The organism is Mesorhizobium sp. SARCC-RB16n (genome assembly GCF_008520305.1).
In the GTDB taxonomy this organism is placed as follows: domain Bacteria; phylum Pseudomonadota; class Alphaproteobacteria; order Rhizobiales; family Rhizobiaceae; genus Mesorhizobium.
On the sequence record NZ_ML703268.1, the window covers coordinates 98048 to 117038 of the forward strand.

23 protein-coding genes are annotated in these 18991 nt (G+C 62.0%); 8 read left to right on the plus strand and 15 right to left on the minus strand.

The genetic code is table 11. The annotated features are described in order from the left end of the window. Nucleotides 1-60: 60 nt before the first annotated feature. The 7 genes from C7I87_RS15455 to C7I87_RS15485 form a co-directional block, all read right to left on the minus strand. Nucleotides 61-846 carry a hypothetical protein gene (locus tag C7I87_RS15455; protein WP_149905020.1) on the minus strand — a complete coding sequence of 262 codons (786 nt, stop codon included), beginning with the start codon at nucleotides 844-846 and terminating at the stop codon, nucleotides 61-63. After that, nucleotides 847-1311, minus strand: a complete 465-nt coding sequence (locus C7I87_RS15460) for a DUF488 domain-containing protein (RefSeq protein WP_188393854.1) — start codon at nucleotides 1309-1311, stop codon at nucleotides 847-849. Nucleotides 1312-1409: 98 nt separating this feature from the next. Then, on the minus strand, nucleotides 1410-2021 hold the full coding sequence (locus tag C7I87_RS15465) for a hypothetical protein (RefSeq protein WP_246696290.1): 612 nt from the start codon (nucleotides 2019-2021) through the stop codon (nucleotides 1410-1412). A 4-nt stretch (nucleotides 2022-2025) separates the two neighbouring features. Beyond that, nucleotides 2026-2259 (minus strand): hypothetical protein, encoded by a 234-nt coding sequence (locus tag C7I87_RS15470; protein ID WP_246696291.1) that lies wholly within the window; start codon nucleotides 2257-2259, stop codon nucleotides 2026-2028. Further along, entirely contained in the window at nucleotides 2260-3345 is a 1086-nt protein-coding gene (locus C7I87_RS15475) for an ABC transporter substrate-binding protein (protein WP_149905023.1), read from the minus strand. Continuing rightward, entirely contained in the window at nucleotides 3342-4733 is a 1392-nt protein-coding gene (locus C7I87_RS15480; protein WP_149905024.1) for a sensor histidine kinase, read from the minus strand. The genes C7I87_RS15475 and C7I87_RS15480 overlap by 4 nt, the downstream gene beginning before the upstream one ends. After that, nucleotides 4720-5394, minus strand: coding sequence for a response regulator transcription factor (locus C7I87_RS15485; RefSeq protein ID WP_149905025.1), 675 nt, complete (start codon nucleotides 5392-5394; stop codon nucleotides 4720-4722). Before C7I87_RS15485 ends, C7I87_RS15480 begins: the two co-directional genes overlap by 14 nt. Before the next feature lie 270 nt (nucleotides 5395-5664). Here C7I87_RS15485 and C7I87_RS15490 point away from each other — a divergent pair, with 270 nt between their 5' ends. The 4 genes from C7I87_RS15490 (at nucleotide 5665) to C7I87_RS35235 (ending at nucleotide 9229) form a co-directional block, all read left to right on the plus strand. Next, nucleotides 5665-6639 carry a Bug family tripartite tricarboxylate transporter substrate binding protein gene (locus C7I87_RS15490; protein ID WP_246696292.1) on the plus strand — a complete coding sequence of 325 codons (975 nt, stop codon included), beginning with the start codon at nucleotides 5665-5667 and terminating at the stop codon, nucleotides 6637-6639. Between the two features lie 94 nt (nucleotides 6640-6733). Then, nucleotides 6734-7192 (plus strand): tripartite tricarboxylate transporter TctB family protein, encoded by a 459-nt coding sequence (locus C7I87_RS15495; protein WP_149905026.1) that lies wholly within the window; start codon nucleotides 6734-6736, stop codon nucleotides 7190-7192. Nucleotides 7193-7230: 38 nt separating this feature from the next. Beyond that, entirely contained in the window at nucleotides 7231-8757 is a 1527-nt protein-coding gene (locus tag C7I87_RS15500) for a tripartite tricarboxylate transporter permease (protein ID WP_149905027.1), read from the plus strand. Nucleotides 8758-8848: 91 nt separating this feature from the next. Then, entirely contained in the window at nucleotides 8849-9229 is a 381-nt protein-coding gene (locus tag C7I87_RS35235) for a hypothetical protein (RefSeq protein WP_188393876.1), read from the plus strand. Nucleotides 9230-9357: 128 nt separating this feature from the next. Here C7I87_RS35235 and C7I87_RS15510 read toward each other — a convergent pair whose 3' ends face one another. Beyond that, complete coding sequence (locus C7I87_RS15510; protein WP_149905028.1) at nucleotides 9358-10431, minus strand: glycoside hydrolase family 25 protein; 1074 nt, start codon at nucleotides 10429-10431, stop codon at nucleotides 9358-9360. A 236-nt stretch (nucleotides 10432-10667) separates the two neighbouring features. Here C7I87_RS15510 and C7I87_RS15515 point away from each other — a divergent pair, with 236 nt between their 5' ends. Beyond that, nucleotides 10668-11636, plus strand: coding sequence for a DUF1402 family protein (locus C7I87_RS15515; RefSeq protein WP_149905029.1), 969 nt, complete (start codon nucleotides 10668-10670; stop codon nucleotides 11634-11636). Between the two features lie 26 nt (nucleotides 11637-11662). Further along, on the plus strand, nucleotides 11663-12295 hold the full coding sequence (locus tag C7I87_RS15520; protein ID WP_149905030.1) for a DedA family protein: 633 nt from the start codon (nucleotides 11663-11665) through the stop codon (nucleotides 12293-12295). A gap of 29 nt (nucleotides 12296-12324) precedes the next feature. Here C7I87_RS15520 and C7I87_RS15525 read toward each other — a convergent pair whose 3' ends face one another. The 5 genes from C7I87_RS15525 to C7I87_RS15545 form a co-directional block, all read right to left on the minus strand. Next, a complete protein-coding gene (locus C7I87_RS15525) occupies nucleotides 12325-13116 on the minus strand; it encodes a phosphodiester glycosidase family protein (RefSeq protein WP_149905031.1) in 792 nt (263 codons plus the stop codon). A gap of 114 nt (nucleotides 13117-13230) precedes the next feature. After that, nucleotides 13231-13860, minus strand: a complete 630-nt coding sequence (locus tag C7I87_RS15530) for a transglutaminase-like cysteine peptidase (protein ID WP_149905032.1) — start codon at nucleotides 13858-13860, stop codon at nucleotides 13231-13233. 146 nt (nucleotides 13861-14006) lie between these two features. Then, nucleotides 14007-14879 (minus strand): undecaprenyl-diphosphate phosphatase, encoded by an 873-nt coding sequence (locus C7I87_RS15535; protein WP_149905033.1) that lies wholly within the window; start codon nucleotides 14877-14879, stop codon nucleotides 14007-14009. A 198-nt stretch (nucleotides 14880-15077) separates the two neighbouring features. Beyond that, nucleotides 15078-15275: a hypothetical protein gene (locus tag C7I87_RS15540; RefSeq protein WP_149905034.1), complete on the minus strand. Its 198-nt coding sequence runs from the start codon at nucleotides 15273-15275 to the stop codon at nucleotides 15078-15080. 152 nt (nucleotides 15276-15427) lie between these two features. After that, nucleotides 15428-15823 carry a GFA family protein gene (locus C7I87_RS15545; RefSeq protein ID WP_149905035.1) on the minus strand — a complete coding sequence of 132 codons (396 nt, stop codon included), beginning with the start codon at nucleotides 15821-15823 and terminating at the stop codon, nucleotides 15428-15430. A 112-nt stretch (nucleotides 15824-15935) separates the two neighbouring features. On the opposite strand from C7I87_RS15545, the gene C7I87_RS15550 reads away from it, so the two are divergent. Next, nucleotides 15936-17009: an isopenicillin N synthase family dioxygenase gene (locus C7I87_RS15550; protein WP_149905036.1), complete on the plus strand. Its 1074-nt coding sequence runs from the start codon at nucleotides 15936-15938 to the stop codon at nucleotides 17007-17009. Nucleotides 17010-17034: 25 nt separating this feature from the next. On the opposite strand, the gene C7I87_RS15555 is transcribed toward C7I87_RS15550, so the two are convergent. Beyond that, complete coding sequence (locus C7I87_RS15555; RefSeq protein WP_149905037.1) at nucleotides 17035-17283, minus strand: ParB N-terminal domain-containing protein; 249 nt, start codon at nucleotides 17281-17283, stop codon at nucleotides 17035-17037. 186 nt (nucleotides 17284-17469) lie between these two features. On the opposite strand from C7I87_RS15555, the gene C7I87_RS15560 reads away from it, so the two are divergent. Continuing rightward, nucleotides 17470-17886: an acyl-CoA thioesterase gene (locus tag C7I87_RS15560; RefSeq protein WP_149905038.1), complete on the plus strand. Its 417-nt coding sequence runs from the start codon at nucleotides 17470-17472 to the stop codon at nucleotides 17884-17886. Nucleotides 17887-17899: 13 nt separating this feature from the next. Here the strand turns inward: C7I87_RS15560 and C7I87_RS15565 are convergent, their stop codons facing one another. After that, complete coding sequence (locus C7I87_RS15565) at nucleotides 17900-18859, minus strand: LysR family transcriptional regulator (RefSeq protein ID WP_149905039.1); 960 nt, start codon at nucleotides 18857-18859, stop codon at nucleotides 17900-17902. Nucleotides 18860-18991 lie beyond the last annotated feature (132 nt).

Genomic DNA, 18991 nt, shown 5'->3' on the forward strand with positions numbered 1-18991 from the left:
CGCTAAAACGCAATATCATCATCGGCCCGGTCGTAAGATCGGGCCGAATTTTTTAAACCGTCAAAACAGCAATTGTTGTATTTCGTTTTCAACACCGTGATCGAGCCGGATAACACCATTGATCAGCCATTGCGGATAGGCTTTGTGCGTGCCCATTGCGAGAACGAAACCCTTCTTCGGATACTCAACCCCAAATCTTTCGGTCATTTTTCGAAGCGTTTCTGACTCACCATAAAGGCGTTTCCACTTGAGAAACGTCGCTTCTATCTCCCAATCCTGGCATGTTCCTTCGCGTGGTCCATCAATGGTTTCATATCTATATTTGAAAAGAAACGGAGATGGCTCGTAAGGAACCAAGTCCTTGCCCATGAAGCCAAATAGACTGTTGGCTTCTTGGTCGTGCCAAGAACGAAATCGCGTTTTCTCCTCGTCAAGCACAGCACGATCTTTTCTTTCAGCCACAAATTCAGCATTCCGAGGTCGAATGAGCGCCAAGCTTCGGCCCTGCTCCAGTTCGTCATTGAGACTGGAAACAACATGCCGGGCTAAGAATTGAGCTCGTGATTTTTCGACCAAACTGCCTGTTATTACCAGAGATCTGTGCTCTAGCCTTCGACTCTCATGTCTGTGATCGCCCTTAGGAAGGCTCCAGCCATACTCTATGGTGTCCCATCTACCAAACTTCTGAGAATCTTCTAGGGTTCTAAACGCGACGGGATACAGCCGAACCCAATTGCCGTTAAAATCCAATCCCGCACAACAGACCAGCTCCCCGTGAGTTTCACCAACTCTTGGCGCTGCCTTTACCAGGATTACTGCAGAGTCGCGCTGAGAAATAGATGCCAATCAAGCAGCCTTTAAACAAAATCCTTTCGGCACTCCAAGATTCTTAACTGAAATATTTTTTATTTTCAACATCTCTTCACAAACAATAGATCGATGGCAGTCCTTATGGTCTCTTTCAAAACACATCAAACAGATGTTTTTTGTTTCGGCTTGCAGGGCTAGCTCACGGATCGTTTTTTTTGCCGCCTCATTTGCGACGTGGCTTCTGAAAATTCGCTCGAACCGCTGACGATCCCCGCTTCTGGCAGCCAGCCGACCCTCCTTCGGATCACCAAGAACTTTCGTGTGCAGATAGTCGATCGCAGAGCTTTCGAGGTGGCTCCTAAGTGAGTTTTTGGAGAAGCCAGGCTTCCTAGACAGAGGTAAATCTCTGACATCAACCAGCAATTCGACCTTTGCTGCCTTTAGTACGGATACGAAATCCTCAACGTCAGAGCCTTCGTAGCCAATCGTAAATAGCGCCATGGGACATCTCATTATCTGTTGTAATTGTCATAGCCGATCAAACTTGTCCGAAGCGTGACGCACGCCAAACGAGGCGGTCTCCGTCGGCTCGTCAGCCCCTACTCCGCAGCCAACACCCGCAGCGTCTGCTCATCGAACAACGACTCGTCCTGGCCGATATGCACGAACAGCACTTTCCGCCCCTCGTCCGCTGGCACCTCGAAATACTGGATGCCGTCGGGCATTTCGCCCCATTCGCCGCAGGGCGGCTCGGGAACCTCGTCATCAGCGTGCGCCTTCAACTTCTTGGCGTAGGCAGCGTCGGGGCTGAATGTGTAGCGCTTGACTCCGGCGGGCACGGTTCCCTCTGTGTAACGCGTCAACGCGCAGCGTGCGCTGACAGCCTTGTCGGTCTTCTCCTGCAACAGACGCTGCACAGCAGCTTCGGAGGTTTCGCCTGATCTGATGTCGAAGACTTCGACAAGCGGATCGGCCGCACCACCATCACTGTATTTGATGGCGAGCCCGTTGCCGACGAATTCGAAATGAATCTGGCGGAAGCCGAAGTCGCAACGCTGCACCCAGGCGGCAAGCCCGACAGTGCTCTCTGTCAGTTTTTCCCAGATGCATTTGTCGATTGGCGGGCGCGATGGCGCGGGTTCGTCCGCGCGAGCTTTCGTAGGTATCGTCACCGATACAAGCAAGGCGCAGGCCCAGACGCTGGACCTCATCGCGCTATTCATCGCTGCATCCCGTCAGCGTAAAGGCATCCCAGGCCGAGCCGTGGGGGTTGGCATTGGCGAAGTCGGGCCATTCGCTGAACGTCGCACCGAACGCCGGCAGCAACAGCCCTTTCGGCGCCGGTGTCGCTTCGCGCGAATTCAGCTGCTCGGCGCCGCCACCCGTCAGGGCGTAGATCTGCCCGTCCCATATCCTGCACAGCCCGCTGCCGTCCTGCAGACCCGGCAATCAATTCAACGGCTTGGCAATCAAGCTCGCCCAGTCGGCGATGAAGCGCTCACGCAGAATCCTGTCCTGAGCGGCAAGCAAAGCGGGGCCGATGCGGATGGGCCGTCCTATGCCCGATTCCATAAGTGCCGCCGGCCCGTCGACACCGTCGGGCAAGGGCGATTTCTCCGAGAAGAAAAACGCCTGCTCGCGGGCGACGCGCTGACCCCGCTCGGACAGCAGATAGTCGAGAAACCGTGCCGCGAGATCGCGGTTGCCGGTGGTCGTTGGGATCATCACGCCCCTGGACAGGATCAGCGCGTAGTCGCGCGGCACGACGATCTTCAGGTTGGGATTCTTGCGGTAGGCGGCATAGGCGTAGGACCCGAGAATGTTGTAGGCGATGCGAATGTTGCCGTTGGCGACTTCGCCGAGAACCTCGGCGTTGCAGCAGCGTTTGACCGCTTCCGCTCGGCTGAAGCTTTCCAGCAGCCGCCCGTAGATCGTCGGCGCCTGGCGTGCATCGTTGAAGGCCAGCAGATAGCCGATGCCGGAGGCGGCGACATCGTAGGTGCCGATGCGACCGCGGTAGACCTCGGGCTCGCGGCGCAGAAGATTGGCGAGCTCGTCATGTGTATGCGGGACGTCCCCGGGCGGTACTTTCGTGGAATCGTAGACGAAGACGGCCGGCTCGAAGGTGAAGCCGTATACCTCCTCGCGCCAGTCGGCCCAAGCCGGCGCTGATCGCGCTTCGGGCGAGACATGCTGCAGGGCGCAGCCGTCATTAGCCAGTTTCACCAGCTGATCCACCGATGACGACAAAAGGATGTCGCCCGGCCCGCTGCCTTGGCGGCACGCCTGCTCCGCCTCGCGGAACAGGTCGTTGGTGACATAGTCGGCGAACTCCACCGACACGCCGGGCGCAATTTGCTGAAAGTCGAGGACGAGCGGCCGCATGGCGTCGAGATCGGTCGCCGCATGGATGGTCAGCACGGCCGACTGCGCCTGTTTCGACTTGAAGAACACCCGGTCGCCTTCGACGGCGCTGGCGACGCCGGCAAACAGCAGCAGGGCCAGGGCGCACAGCGTGGCGAGGGTCGCTCTCATGACCTCTCCTGCGCATGAAGCGGCAATTCCAGCACCACGGTGAAACCGTGAGCACCGGTCTTCTCGCGAAACCGAAGCGCGCCGCCGAGAGCGGCCGCGACCTCGGAAGCGATGGCGAAGCCAAGTCCCGCGCTGCCCTCGCCGCTTTTGGTGGAGGTAAACCGCCTGGTCAGATGGTCGAAGTCCGCCGCCGAAAGGCCTGGACCGTCGTCCTCCACGTCGACCATCGCCAGCCCATCGCCAGTCGCGACGCGCACTTCGAGCCGGGAAATGGTCCCATGGCGCAAGGCATTGTCGATGACGTTGACGATTGCCTCGCGCAGGCTGAGCGCGTCGCCGAGAACGGTCACCTCGTCGTCCGGAGCCTCGAAGGAAACGACGATGTCCGGATCTATGGTGATCGGAACGGCGGCGCGAAAGGCCTTGCGCGCCGCCTCGGTGAGATTGACCGGCACCAGTTGCGCCGAATCAAACCGATGGATGACCATGGCATGGCTGAGCAGCTGATTGGTGAAACGCGACAGTTCCGCCGCGCGGTCGCGTACCCGTGTCAGATGGCGGCGGTCGCCGTCGGACAGGCTGTCGTCATTGATCAGGCTCACCTGCGCCGAAAGGGCGGTAAGCGGTGTGCGCAGCTGATGGGCACTGTCGGCGACGAAGCGCTGCAGCAGCTTCATCCGGCCGTCGAGCCGGTTCATGAAATGGTTGATGGAGGCGACGAAGGGCGATAGCTCGCGCGGCACCGCCACGGCAAGCGGCGTCAGGTCTTGCGGATCGCGCGAGCGCAGCGCCTCGCCAAGATCGGCCACCGGACGCAGGGAATAGCGCACCGCCAAGGCCGAGCCGGCCAGTGCCAGAACGCTCATGATGGCGACCAGCACGCTGGCCCGCAGCGTCAGTTGGGATGCCAGTTCCGCCCGCGCCTCGGTTGTCTGGGCGATGATGATGTGAGCCCATCCGGAAACCGCTGGATCGGACAGTGCGCGGCCCGTGACCGCCACGCGCACCGGCACGCCGCGATAGACGGCCGAATGAAACACCGGGTTTGACCGCACCGCGCCGAGATCGATCCCGGGCGGAAGATCGTCATAGCCGGTCAGCGTCCGGCCCGACGGCGCCATCACCCGGTAGAAGATGCGGTCCCGCCCGGCCAGGCCGAGCAGTTCGAATGCGGACGGCGGCAGATCGAAGGTAAGCGTTCCCTCCTCGACCGTCAGGCTCTCGGTCATCTGAAACGCCGCGCCTTGCAGCAGGCGATCATAGGCATCGTCGGCGGCGGCACGCGCATAGTACCAGGCGGCGGTGACCAAAATGGCCGCACCCACCGCCAACACCAGCGCGACGCGCAGCACCAGCCGCGAGAAGAGGGAGCGCTCAATGCTCTGCATCGGAGACAAGCTTGTAGCCGATGTGCCGCACCGTGACGATGTGCGCCTTGGCGCCTTCCAGCTTTTTTCGCAGGCGGCCGATGTAGAGCTCGATCGCGTTGGCGCCTGCGGCTTCGTCGAACCCGAACAGTTGGTCCAGCAATTCGTCCTTGCCGAAAACCCGGCCGGGTTTGCTCGCCAGAATCTCGAGAAGGCTGATCTCGCGCCGCTTCAACTGCACCTCGCGCTTGCCGACGCGCACAGTGCGATTGGCGCGGTCGAGCACGATGTCACCGCAGACGACCAGGTTCGTCGCCTCACCGCTGCGTCGGCGCATCAGCACCCTTGCGCGCGCTTCGAGCTCGCGAAAATCGAACGGTTTGATCAGGTAGTCGTCGGCGCCGAGATCCAGTGCGCTGACGCGGTCATCGACTTCCGAGCGCGCGGTCAGCATCAGCACAGGCACGGCGTTGCTCCGCTGGCGAAGCCGCCGCAGGATCTCGAAGCCGTCGAGACCCGGCAGCATGACGTCGAGGATGACCAGGTCGAATTCGGTGAAGTCGAGAATCTCCGACGCCGCATCGCCATGCGGTTCCCAGTCGACGGTGTGTCCGACCGCCTCGAAGCGGCGGACGATCGCCTCGCCGACATCGTGGGTGTCTTCGACCAGCAGGATACGCATTCGCAACGTCTTGCACTGAACCCGGCGGCTTTCAAGCGCCAAAGCCGCCACCGGGCATGACAGCATGGTGACAGTTTTGAGGTGTATCAGAGCTGCGCCTGTCCGCGTCACGAGGAGTGTCCGGACATGCGCGGGGGAGGAGAGCCCCGAAACAGACGAGACGTTTGATCGAACGCGGCAAGCGCCGTGGCGATCGAAGGCTTCGTGCGCTCGCCCGCGCTGGCGGTTCGGTTTTCCGCCACGGCATTCCACGTCCATGAGGAGAAAACGATGATCCGATTTCTAACGAAAATGGTGGCCGGTGCCGCCCTTGTGGCGATGGCCGCGGGCGGCGCGGCGCTGGCCCAGCCGGCAAAGCCGGAATGCCTCGCCGGTGCCAAGCCCGGCGGCGGCTTCGATCTCACCTGCCGCCTCGCCGCCAACGCATTGCTTGTCACCAAGCAGATTTCACAGCCGATGGCCGTGACCTACATGGAAGGCGGGGTCGGCGCGGTCGCCTACAACCATGTCATTGCCAAGCGCCCCAAGGACGGCAATCTCATCACCGCCGCTTCGTCGGGCTCGGCGCTGCTGATCGCCCAGGGCAAATTCGGCCAGTATGACGAGAATGCCGTACGGTGGCTCGGCGCGCTTGGCGCGGATTACGGGGTTCTCGTCGTGAATGCCGACTCGCCCTACAAGACGCTCAAGGATCTCGTCGACGCCTACAAGGCCGATCCGTCTTCCTTTGCCATCGCCGGCGGTGGCGCCGTCGGTTCGCAGGACTGGATGAAGGCCTCGCTTCTCGCCAAGGCCGCCGGCCAGGAGCCCAAGCAGATGCACTACGCTGCCCTCGAAGGCGGTGGCGCCGTTCTGACGGCACTCGAAGGCGGGCACGTCCAGGTCGGATCGGGCGATGCCGCCGAAATGGTCAAGCACCATGTCGCCGGCAAGATCCGCATCCTTGCCGTCATGGCACCGCAGCGGCTGACGGGCGCATTGGCCGATGTTCCAACCGCGCACGAACAGGGCTTTGACATCGATTGGCCGATCTGGCGCGGTTACTACGTCGGCAAGGATGTCTCCGACGCCGATTTCGACTGGTGGGTGAAAGCCTTCGAGGCTGCCAGCAAGACCCCCGAATTCGCGAAGGAACGCGAGGAGCGCGGGCTGTTCGAATTCACCATGGTCGGCAAGCCCTTCGAGGAGCGCGTCAAGGCCGACGTCGTGCGCTTCAAGCAACTCGCCAAGGAAGCCGGAATGTAGTCCCCAAAAAGGCAGCGGACCCTCCCCGACGATTGGAAGGTCCGCCTGCCGACTTCCGGACGAATGACTTCAAACGGACTGACGGAGGACCGCAATGTCTGACAACGCCAGAACCACCTTACTGATTGGCCGCATCTCGGCATTGTGTCTGATCGGCCTGGCCGTTGCCTATGGTGTCGGCGGCGCCAGCATCGAGTACGCCTTCTCGTCCGACCCGCTCGGGCCTCGCGTGGTGCCGGTGGCCCTGGCCACCGTTCTGGGACTTCTGTGCCTGTTCTATCTGCGCTCGCCCGGCACTGCCGAGGCGTTTCCATCCGGACGGCTTTTGTGGCGCGTGCTCGCCATCCCTCTGTTGCTGGTCGTCTGCGTCGCGATCTTCGAGACGGTTGGTTTCGCTATGTGCATCTTCCTGCTGACCTTCGGCACGGGCCTGATCTTCGGCGCGCCGCTCGGTTACGCGGCAGCCGGCGCGGCCGGTCATGCGGCGTTGTGGTGGTTCATCTTCTCCTACCTGCTGCAAGTCTATCTGCCCACGGGCACACTGTTCGGCTGACCGCGGGTCGGCCGCTCCTTGCGGGAAAGGCAAACATTATGAATCTCGATTATCTCTGGCATGGGTTCGCCGTTGCCCTGACCGGCCAGAACCTTCTCGTCGGCCTGATCGGCTGCTTCATCGGCACACTGGTCGGCGCGCTTCCCGCCATCGGCCCCATCAACGGCATCGCCCTGTTGCTGCCGATCGCCTACACGATGGGCCTTCCCGCCGAAAGCACGATGATCCTGTTGTCGGCCATCTATTGCGGCGCCGAATATGGCGGTCGCATTTCGTCGATCCTGCTCAATGTGCCGGGCGATGCCGGCGCCGTGATGACGGCACTCGACGGCTATCCGATGGCGCGGCAGGGGCGGGCCGGCGAAGCCTTGACGCTGTCCGGCATCTCGTCCTTCGTCGGCGGCATTCTCGGCTCCATCGGCCTGGCGCTGTTCGCGCCGGTGCTTGCCCGGCTGGCCATCGGCTTCGGCCCGGCCGAATATTTCGTGCTGATGGTCTTCGCTTTCGCCACTCTGGGCTCGATGGTCGGTAGCCAGCCCGTCAAGACGCTGATCGGCTGCACACTCGGCCTGATGCTCGCCACCGTCGGCCTCGACGCCACGTCGGGCGCCTACCGCTTCACTTTCAATCAGCCCGAACTCGGCGACGGCATCGAATTCGTGGTGCTGGTGATCGGCCTGTTTTCGATTTCGGAAGCGCTGGTCATCCTAGAGCACCAGGGCCGCGGCTTCACCGTGATCCGCGAACTCGGTCGCATGACCGTGCGCGCGGCCGATGTCGCAAGATGCACGGGCACCATGCTGCGCAGCTCGGTTATCGGCTTCGTCGTCGGCGTGCTGCCTGGCACCGGCGCTTCCGTTTCCAGCGCTATCGCCTACACCACCGAAAAACGCTTGTCGGACACCGAGGACACCTTCGGCAAGGGCGACGTGCGCGGGTTGGCGGCGCCGGAAGCGGCCAACAACGCCACCGCCTGCGGCGCTTTCGTGCCGATGCTTACCCTCGGGATTCCAGGCTCCGGCACCACCGCCGTCATGCTTGGCGCCTTGATGCTCTATAACATCCAGCCGGGACCGATGCTGTTGACCGAGCGGCCGGAGATCGTCGGCGGCCTGGTCGCTTCGCTGTTCATCGGCAACTTTCTGCTGCTGCTGCTCAATCTTCCGCTGGTCAACATCTTCGCCCGCGTGCTGACCGTTCCGAACTGGCTTCTGGTTCCCGGCATTCTGGTCCTGTCGATCGTTGGCGTCTATTCGACCCACGCCTCCGTCTTCGCAATTTTCCTGATGCTCGGCATCGGCATGGCCGGCTGGCTGCTGCGTAAGGCGGGCTTCGACATGGCGCCGATCATCCTCGGCTTCGTGCTCGGCCATGTCATGGAAATCAACCTGCGCAACGCGCTCGCGATCAGCGGCGGCGAATTGTCTATCCTCTTCTCCAGTGCCATCTGCATCGTGTTGTGGTTCATGGCGGCGGCGGTGGCGGTCCTGCCGACGATGCTGTCCTGGCGCTCGCGGCGATTGAAGGTGGCTCGCACCGCTGGGATGCCGGCGATCGACGGCTAGACGCAGCAATGTCGCATAAGCGGCATTCATCCGGCGATCGTAGTCGCTTGATGCCGCCGTCTCGCAGTCGGTTTGACCAGCGGTAGAACCATTGGCCGCATCGTTCAGGCAGCGCTCGAGCGTATCGGCGGTGGCGTCTTTCAGACCTGCGGCCATCAGGCTCGCAGGCAATAGCAATGTCGGCAAGCAGACCAGTGCCCCACTGCGCCAAAGCCTCATGCCAATGTTCTGCATCCTGCCTCCGAGGATGTTTCCAAGCGCGGTGAAACCGCGCCTGGACCTGGTGGCCAATGCGGCAGGTCATCCGCACGATGACGTGATAAAAGGACCATTCAACGATCGATCCAATCGGATAAAATCCAGGAAGACAACAGCCGGGACGATGCGCATGAGCGACGAAGCCGATAACGACACCCATATCGTGAACCGGCTCGCCTATGTCAGGGCCGATCCGACCAGCACGACACGCTGACGCTTCTCACCATGATCGATGCCGCGCATGGACCTGAGGACGCGGCTGCGGCTGAGCGAGGAAAAGAACGGCGGGAGCAATCAGTTCCAATAGGCTGGCAACGATCGTCCGTGGGCGGGCGGTATTTCCTAGTCCGAGTCAGCCATCATCTGCCGGCCGCCACCGCCTGCCCAGGCACGCCATTGCCGCTCATCGCCATGGAAGACGTTGAGGTCGATGCGGCCGGTCACGCCATGCGACAGGCCGGAGCCGGAATATTGCCAGAACAGCCACTTGCGATCGGGATAGACCTTTGACGGATGCCGGGCCACGGCGCGCAGCCAGAAGGGGTAGTCTGGGAAGGCGCCCTGGAGGTTGTCACGATAGAAGTCGGGCGCCGTGTAGATGATCGGCCGCTGGCCATAGTGACGCTCCAGCTTGTCCATGAACACCTGCATCTTCTCAAGCACCTTTTCGCGCGACGGCCGGCGCTGGCAGCTGGAGTCGCCGTTCCACTCGACGTCGATCACCGGCGGCAGCGCGCCCTCCACCTTCGGCACGTTGCGGATGAACCAGTCGGCTTGCTCGCCGGCGGTGCGGCACCAGTAGAAGAAGTGATAGGCGCCGCGCTTCAGGCCCGCGGCGCCGGCGCCGCGCCAGTTCCTGGTGAACATCGGGTCGAGATGGTCGCCGCCGTCGGTCGCCTTGATGTAGGCGAAGTTGGCGCCCTGGGCGCGCAGCTTTTCCCAATTCACGTCACCCTGCCAGCGCGACACGTCGACACCGTGCACGGCAAGGTGACGGGGCGATGAGCGGCCGAAATTGATCGGCTTGGCATCGCGAAAACCGTATCGCGTGACCGGGCCTGCCAGCATGGGTGGTGCCGCCCGCGACAACAGCTTCGGCGGCGACACCAGGGCGGCCTCCTCGATCGGCGGCTCGACGCTGTCGGGCAGTTCGGGCGCCGGAAAAGCCACCGTCTCTTCCTCTGCTAGGCCAAAGGGCCGAGCGGTGTCGTCCTCGGACGCAACCTCAATCCGCTTGCGCGGCGCGTTTGCCCTGGCCACCGGAACGGACGCGATCGGCGCGCTTGGCCTCACAACCGAACTGGTCGTTTCATTGGATGGCTTCTGCATGTCGAGCGCATCCATGCCCGATGTCGACGAACAGCCGGCAAGGCATAGCGATGCGATCACGAAACTGATGACGCCTGGTAACCGCATCTGGACCTGTACTCAAACACAACAGACCGAAGGCGACGGCCGACGGACAACCAGACGAGTTATGAACGAGAAATTACCAATAAAGTTTGAATCAAGTTTTTTACCATAGCTGTGGCCGCTATCAGACAGTCGCGGGCAGCGGCCCGGCCAAGCCTTGACAGCGCCATGATGTGGCTGTTGAGAACGATATGCGGCGTTTGTGCTGGCGTTCCAAAGAATCCTGAAAAGGCCCCCCGATGACCGCGTTGCAGCGACTTCTCCTGGTCTTCCTGCTCGCCGTTCCCGGCGGAGGAGCTTTTTCGTTGCAGGCGGCGCATGCGAGCGGGCTGGTCGTCGTTCCCAAGGGGAACCGCTCCGTGACACAGCCGGCCATTCCGGAGGCATCGGCCACGCGAACCCGCGCCTTCAAGACCACCTACGATGAGAAGTACGAAAAGATCGTCGCACTGTTGAAGCGCGAGAAGAAGCTCGTGGCGCACATCAAGCAGGCGGCGGCGGCCTACGACATCGACCCCATCCACATCGTCGGCGCGCTGGTCGGTGAGCATACTTACAACGTTACCGCCGTCGGCTCGGTGCAGACCTATTATGTGAAAGCGTTGTCCTATTCCGGCCTCGACTTTGCCTTCCGCTACAAGGGCGTGCCGGTGCAGACCTTTGTCCAGCGGCCGGAATTCGCCAGTTGCGCGGAGATCAAGGACAGCGCCTCCCTATGGAGCTGCCGCGACAGGGTCTGGGTCGAGCATTTCCGCGGCAAGACCGTCGACGGCGTCACTTATGACGCCATGACCTTCCAGCAGGCGTTCTTCCAGCCCTTCTTCGCCGGCCAGACTTTCGGCCTCGGCCAGATCAGCCCGCTGACGGCGCTCGAAGTGACGGATCTGGTCAACAAGGTGAGCGGCTACGACAGGCTCACGCCGGATCATCCGCAGGCGATCTATCGCGATGTCATGGATCCGGACCGCAGCATCGTCTACATCGCCGCGATCGTGCGCGACGCCATCGATGCCTACAAGGAACAGGGTTTCGACATCTCCGGCAATCCCGGCATCACGGCGACGCTCTACAATGTCGGCCAGCCACGGCATCGGGCAGCCGCCCTCGCCAGCGGCAAGGGCGGCAAGCTGCCGGTCGAGAATTATTACGGCTGGCTCGTCAACGACAAGCTCGACGAACTCAGGAGCCTGCTCGACAGCGGCAGCTGAGGAACACTTTCAAAAAGGGAGCTTGCGTGCAGTCGTTCATCGACCAGAGCGTTTGTTTCATCGAGAACCATCAGGCCTGGGCGGGCCTCGTGGTCGGATTGCTGGCCTTCGGCGAATCGCTGGTGCTGGTCGGCATCCTGTTGCCCGGCACGACCGTGCTGATCATCGTCGGCGGCCTGGTGGGCGCCGGTATCGTCCAGCCCCTGCCCGTTCTCCTTGCCGCGGTGATCGGCGCGGCACTCGGCGACACCATCTCCTATTTTCTCGGCAAATGGCTTGGGCGCGGCGTCGTCCACAAATGGCCGCTCAACCGCTATCGCCGCGATATCGCCAGGGCGCGCCTGTTCTTCCATCGCTACGGTTTCGCCGCGGTTTTCGTCGGCCGCTTCTTCGGCCCGGTGCGTGCCACCGTGCCGCTGGTCGCGGGCATGATGGGCATGAACAGACGCCGCTTCCAGATCGCCAATATCCTGTCGGCGATCATCTGGGCGCCGGTCGTGCTGTCGCCGGGATGGCTGGTGGCGAAAGGGGCCGACAGTCTGCCCGAACCCGACGCGACCAGCCTGTTCGGCCTGGCGGTGATTGCAGCCATTGTAGCGGCGATCATCGTCGCCGTGGTCGTCATCAGACTGCGCGGCAGGCGCGACGCCCGGACTTAGGCGCGCGCCGCGATTGATGGCGCCAAGCATCAACCGCGTTTCCTGAAGACGCCGATCATCGGCCCCAGGTTCCAGTAGTCGTCGTTGCGGCCGATGGCCGGAGCGAGCAGGCTCGATATCGTGCCGTCGAGAAAGAGTGCGTTGTCGCAGCCGAGCGCATCGCGAAACAGGCGGGCGAAGGCATGGAAGGTCACCGTGCCGTTCGAGATGGCGAAGACGGCAACCCCGTCCTTTCGCACCCCGACACCGTCGCGGCTCTTGCGCGAGGTGCCGTCGGCCTGGAATTTCGGGTGAAGCTGGCCGTCGATCACCAGCATTGGCCCTGATTGCGTCGCATAGTCGGTGGCTGGCCGCCGCTTGACGAAGTCCCTGGTCGCACGGACCGCGGCCTGGCCGCCGCCAATGTAGAAGATGCCGTTCGGCTGCAGCGAAAAATTGCCGCTGCCCGATCCCGTCTTCACGCCGGCCATTTCCCGGCCGCGCTCGACATAGAGACCGACCGGCCTGAGGTCGGGATGATACATGCCGGCGTTGATGGCAAACAGCATGGTGCGGCCGGCCGTGCGCTGGGCGTTGTCGAGATTGTGCAGCGATTGAAAAGGCTTGCCTGTCGGGTCTTTCCAGAATAGTTCGATCGAATACAGCTTCGGATCGACCTCGCAGACGAGAAAGCTGGCCGTCTCGAAGGCGACGTCACGGCACGGCGGCACCGCAGCGAACCACTGGCCGAATGCCACCGTCGTGGCGACTGCATGCGGCAGCGTGGCCTTGAGCAAGGTCAGCAGCAAGGGCGCCGAATGCAGGAGTGTCAAGAAATCCATGCGCGTTCCGGATTGTCGGTTCCAACGAACTGTCGTGGATAGCACCGCTTGCCGGCAGGATGAAGGATTTGCTCAGGGAGAAGCTTGGATGACGACCGGGATGCCCGGCCGTGGCTATTTGACGGCGCTGACCAGCTTCTCTTCTTCGCCGCCAAGAATGGAGACCCAGTGCCCGGTGTTGTCGCTCGCCTGTCTTTTCAGATAGCGATACGGCGTTTGGTTCCAGAGGCGAACCTTGTCGACGAGATTATCGAGGATGAAGTCGCCCTTGTCGGTACGCACCGTCAGCACGGCATGGCCTTCGCCGTCCGGCTTGCGAACCACCGTCATCAGGAGATTCGCTATGGCGATGCCCAGACTGTTGAGCTCACGCCGCTTTTCCAGCGCGTAATCCTCGCAATCGCCGAAGCCATTGTCCGGATAGGCCCACCATTCCTCCTTGCCGTAATTGTCCAGATCGCTCATCGGCTTGACGCGCGCGTTGACCGAAAGGTTTACGGCGCTGATCTCCCGCGACAGCTTGGCGGTCATGCGTTCCGGCTCGCTGTCGGGTGAACGGATCGAGCATTCGGCGGAATGGATCTTGCAGAAATCATAATGGCCGATCGGCTGGGAGGTCGAGCCGCCGATAATCATGGAAACGGGAGCCGTGTAGGCGGAATTCGCCGCCGAACAGAAAGCAATCAGGGCAATCGTAAGCCCCAGCCCCTTCGCCTTCCGGCGCCAACCCATCGAGGATGCCATCCGGCCCCGCCCACCTGTTTTGTTAACAGAACGTTAAGGGCTGTTATATCCCGAAGTCAATCAAACCGGCCGATCACATCTTTGAGGGGCGCCGCATGTCCGTTCGGGGGTTGCAGCAGCGCAACACCCAAGTTCAGGTTACGGAGCTAGACAAGCCACCCCATCGCCACGCCCAGCAGCAGGACGACGCCGAGAAGGCCACGGTAGATGACGAAGGGCCAAGCGGAGAAGCGTTCCAGCACACGCATCAGGCCCCAGATGGCGAAAAAGGCGGAGATCGAGGCGACGACCAGTCCCACGCCGAGAACCGACCAGCCATGGGCATCGAGGTGAACCTTATGCAGTTCCCAGAGCTCCTTGAGGCCGGCGAGCGCGATCGCCGGCAACCCAAGCAGGAACGAGAAGCGTGCCGCCTCCGCCCGCTTGAAGCCGAGCCCAAGTGCCGCCGTCAGGGTCGAGCCCGAGCGTGAGACGCCGGGGATCAGCGCGCCGACCTGGGCGACACCGACAAGAAGCGCGTCGGCCAGCGACGCTTCGCCGATCGTACGCTTGTGACGGGCGAAAATCTCGGCAAGCGCAAGCAGAATCGCCATGGCGATGCAGGCCCAGCCGATCACGCTCAAGCTGCGCAGCGGCGAATTGCAGGCGTTCAGAACGCCCGAGAGCGCCACGCCGGCGATCACAATTGGAATTGTCGCCAGCACGATCCAGGAGGCCAGCTGGAAATGCCGGTCAGCGAAATCGCGCCGTGTGAGAGCGTCGATCGAGCCGAACAGGAGATCCCGGACATCGCCCCAGAAATAGCTGACCACGGCGGCAAGAGCTGCAAGCTGCATGGCGGCGGAGAAGGCGGAACCCGGATCTTGCCAGCCAAGCACCGCCGGCACGATGCGCATATGGGCGGTCGAGGAAATCGGCAGCAATTCAGTGATGCCCTGCACCAGGCCGAGAAAGGCGACCTTGGCAAATCCAAGGCCAACAAAGCCCGTATCCACGCCCTGAGTGCAGATGTCAGCCATTTCGGGTTCCGTATGTGAGAGATCGAAGTTGCGCTGAACTGACTGGTGGCGGTCAGTCCGGAGCAAGCCTTACCGTCACGGATCGTATAATCAATTTACGGATTTGTAAGCTGGCGCCGCCGCGCCGAATGCGCACAGCTCGAAACCGCCCCAAAAGGGGCCGGGCCGTGTTCCCATAGGGGTAAATCATCAAAGCAGTTACGGACACAGCCACAGTTTCTGGCAGGTCCTGGCGATCACATGCGCCGGGGGAACAACCGGTTCCTCCGGGGAAGGCCGGCGAGCCCGCTCAAGCAGCATGCGCACCTGTTCGGGGCGCACACGGTCGCGCTCCATCACAAGCAGGACCATCGGATCGCTCAAAAGCTCGTCCAGGGTTCTGATGCTGTCGTTCATCCGTCGTCTCCTCGAATGCCGGGCCCGCGACGCTTAGATTGGGTGACAAAGATGGCCCGCCAATGACGCTTTGCCGGCTATCGCGTGTCTCTTTGGATCAATTTTTGGTCATCCTGTGGCACGTCCTCTCCTGTCGATGGGAATGAGGAAAGCTAGGCCGGCGGAGCGCCTTCATATTGTGGCAGGCCGTCATCCAGCATTACCCAGCGTTGTTTCGAGACGGTCCAGATATGCATCTGGGGCCTGAAGAGCGACGGGTCGTCGAGCGAACCGGTCGTCACGCCGATGATGCCGGCGGATTCGCGCCGCGAAAACATCGTCGTGCCGCAGCTCGGGCAAAAACCACGCTCGAGGTCCGGTGAGGTGTTGACCGTGGCCAAAGGCCCCTCGACCGTCACATCGTCGATGCGGAACAGAACGCGCGCATTGAAGGCCGCGCCGATCGCCTTCTGGCAGAGCCGGCAATGACAGATGCGCTCGTTGATGGGCGCGGCCTCGGTGCGATAGCGCACCGCCCTGCACAGGCATCCGCCCTCATATTTTGCCATCGCCTGGGTCCATTGGTGGATTGAACAGGCGGCAAGTTACCGGCGAGGCCGGTTGGGTCAATTGAAAAGCTTTGATACAAGGTCATCGATTATCGTGATGTGGCAGGACCTCATGACACCGGACATCGAAACAATCGGCATTGCAGACCTGTTCGGACCGCCCTCGCCCGCCCGCGACCGCGCCGACGCCAGGATCATGGCCGCCGCATCCGGCATCGGCTTCATGGCGGTCCGGGATTTTCCCGGCGATGACTGGCTGACGCCGGACAAGCGCGCGCAATTGCTGCGCATCTTCGCGCTTCCCGATGCCGGCAAGCAGGAACTGCTGCGCTGGAATTTCGATCATACGAAGAAGAATTTCTACCGCGGCTGGTTTCCGTTGCAGCCGCAAGCCGTTTCTTACAAGGAAGGCATCGACATGGGGCCAGACCTTGCCGATGCGGCGCGAGTTTCAGATTCCGACGATCCCTTGTGCGAGCCGACACCATTGCCGGGCGAAAATGCGCTGCCCGGCTGGCGTACCGCCGCAGCTGACTACTATCGCGCGATGGAGACGGTCGGCACCATGCTGATGCGGTCCATCGCCCGCGGGCTTGGCCTGCCTGAACTGATCTTCGATTCCTATTTCGACGGTGGCATCTCGACGTTGCGCCTGATCCGCTATCCCTTGCGCGACGCCAATGCCGGCGTCGACACCAGCGGGCCGGAGTTTTCGGTGATCCACAAGGGCGAGACACGCACCATCATCGGCCGCGAACATGCCGATTCAGGCTTCGTCACTTTACTGGCGCAGGATGGCGTAGAGGGGTTGCAGGCAAAGAACCTCGTCGGCGAATGGGTCGACGTGCCTCCAGCCAATGGCACACTGGCGGTCAATTTCGGCCAGTTGCTGGAACGTTGGACCGGCGGCCGCGTGCGGGCGACACGGCACCGGGTCATTGCGCCAAAAACGGTGCGGTTCTCGATCCCGTTCTTCTACGAGCCGCGCGTCGACGCGGAAATCTCGCCCCTGCCATTGGAGGGCGCCGAACCGTTCGAGCCGTTTCTCTACGGCGACTATCTCTGGGAGTCGGCGACGAATTTCGTCGAGATGAGCGGCATCAAGCATCTGAGGCAGCCGCGCCGCGCCAAGGCTCCTAAGCAGCACGACGGCCGTCTCGCTGGAGATGGCCGGCGGAGACTATGAGTGCTGCAGGCGAAGGAGGCGTGTGTCAATGGCGCTTGGCTTGCACCAGATAGGCGTCGATCTCTGATTCGCCAAGCCATCTTGCGGCTTCGAGCCGATGCAGGCCTTCAACGAGGATATGGCGCTTGCCGTCGTGGCGGACCTGGATCGGCGTCTTCATGCCGTTCTCCAATATATCCTCGGCCAGATGCCGGACGGTCTCGGGGTGCAGCGTCTTCTTGCGCGCGGTGGGCACGTAGATGTCGTCGACCTTGACCTTTTGCACCCTGAGCATGGCTGTCCCCGTGGCGGAACTGCCGCCGTCTTCCTGAGATAGTCGGTTTGTTCGGGAGGGCCAAGGGCTCGGCTAACGAATGTCGGCTCAATCGGAAACCACCGGCCAAATCGTCAGCTGTTTGCCTGTCGCAGCGCGTTTCGATATGGGGTCTGGCAGTCTTCAATGAAGGTCGGAACGGATCCCATGAGCAAATCCCTCGTCACCTTCGTGGGCGTCGCGCATCCCTGGATGTGCGATGTGATGGGGCACATGAATGTGCGCCATTACGCGGCGATGTTCGACGATGCCAGTTTCCAGCTGCTCGGCCATATCGCGGGACAGGACGGCAGCCAGGCATCACAAACCGGATGGGCCGACGTGCGCACCGAAATCGACTATCGCCACGAGACGAAGGCCGGCTCGCTGATCACAATCCGCTCGCATGTAGTGAAAATCGGCCGTACCTCCGTCAGCTTCGAACAGGTGATGTCCGGATCGATCGATGGCATCGTCCATGCATCGAGTCGGACCACAACCGTGTGCTTCGATCTTGGCGCGCGCGCCGCGGTGGCGCTGGACGAGCCGATGCGCAACCGAGCTTCGGCCTTACTCATCGAATAGACCCGCGTCGGCCTCAATCGCCGTAGATGCGATCCTGCAACGGCGTTTTGGCGATCAGGGCCTGAATTCCGGACAGTAGCGCCTGCTCGGCGCGATTCATCGCCTTGTCGGGATTGGTCAGCAGGAAGATGTCGATCGCCGGCGGCGCATCGTAAGGCGGCAGCCGCCACAGCACGCCATCGGCCACGTCGCGCCGCGCGACATGCAGCGGCAGCGGACCGATGCCGAGCCCGGCGACGATCATGCGTCGCACCTCCTCCAAGCTCGAAGACACGCCGACGACGTCGGCATTCAGCTTGGCCTCGCTGCGCAGCAACGCCACGGGCCGCAAGGCGTCCGAAATGTGGTCAGTCTGGAAGGATACGGATGGCTCGCCCCGCAGATCGGCAAGCGTCAGCCCAGTTTTTCCGTAGAGCCTGTGTTGCGGGCCGCAGAAAAAACCGAAGAACTCGCGATAAACCATCGCGTAGTCCAGTGCCTGATCGCGCTGGCTGACGAGGCAGATGCCGAAAGAGGCGCGACGCTCCCGCACCTGCTTGGCGACTTCCGTGCTTGCCGCGACCGAGATAGTGATGGAGGCGCGCGGGTAGTTGCGGTGAAACTCCGCCAGCGCCCGGTCGAAGAGTGGCGAGACCACATGGCTGGCGGTCGCGACCATGACGTGGCCGGTGACGTCGTCGCTGATCCCACGCATCAGCAGCGGCAGTTGCGATATGGTGCCGAACACCTCCACGCTCTGCTCATAGATCAGGCGCCCGACCTCGGTGAGTTCGAAGCGTGTCGCATCGCGCTCGACCAAGCGTCGGCCAACGCGGTCTTCCAGGCGCCTCAGCGCATTGCTGACGCTGGGTTGCTTGAGGTTGAGGCGCTCGGCGGCGCGCGTGATGCTCTTCACTTCGGCGATGACGACGAATGTGCGCAACAGGTTCCAGTCGAGGTCCCAGACCAGACGTTCGGGGCGCGGCAATGCCATTCCTGATATCTATGCTCCCTATTCCCATTATCTATTTGCGCAATGCTTGGGCAAAGGCAATCATTGACATCAGGAGAGCGCCCCAACGCCTCCCAAGAACAGGCCATCGCGCTCCATCCAGAGGACAGAAAT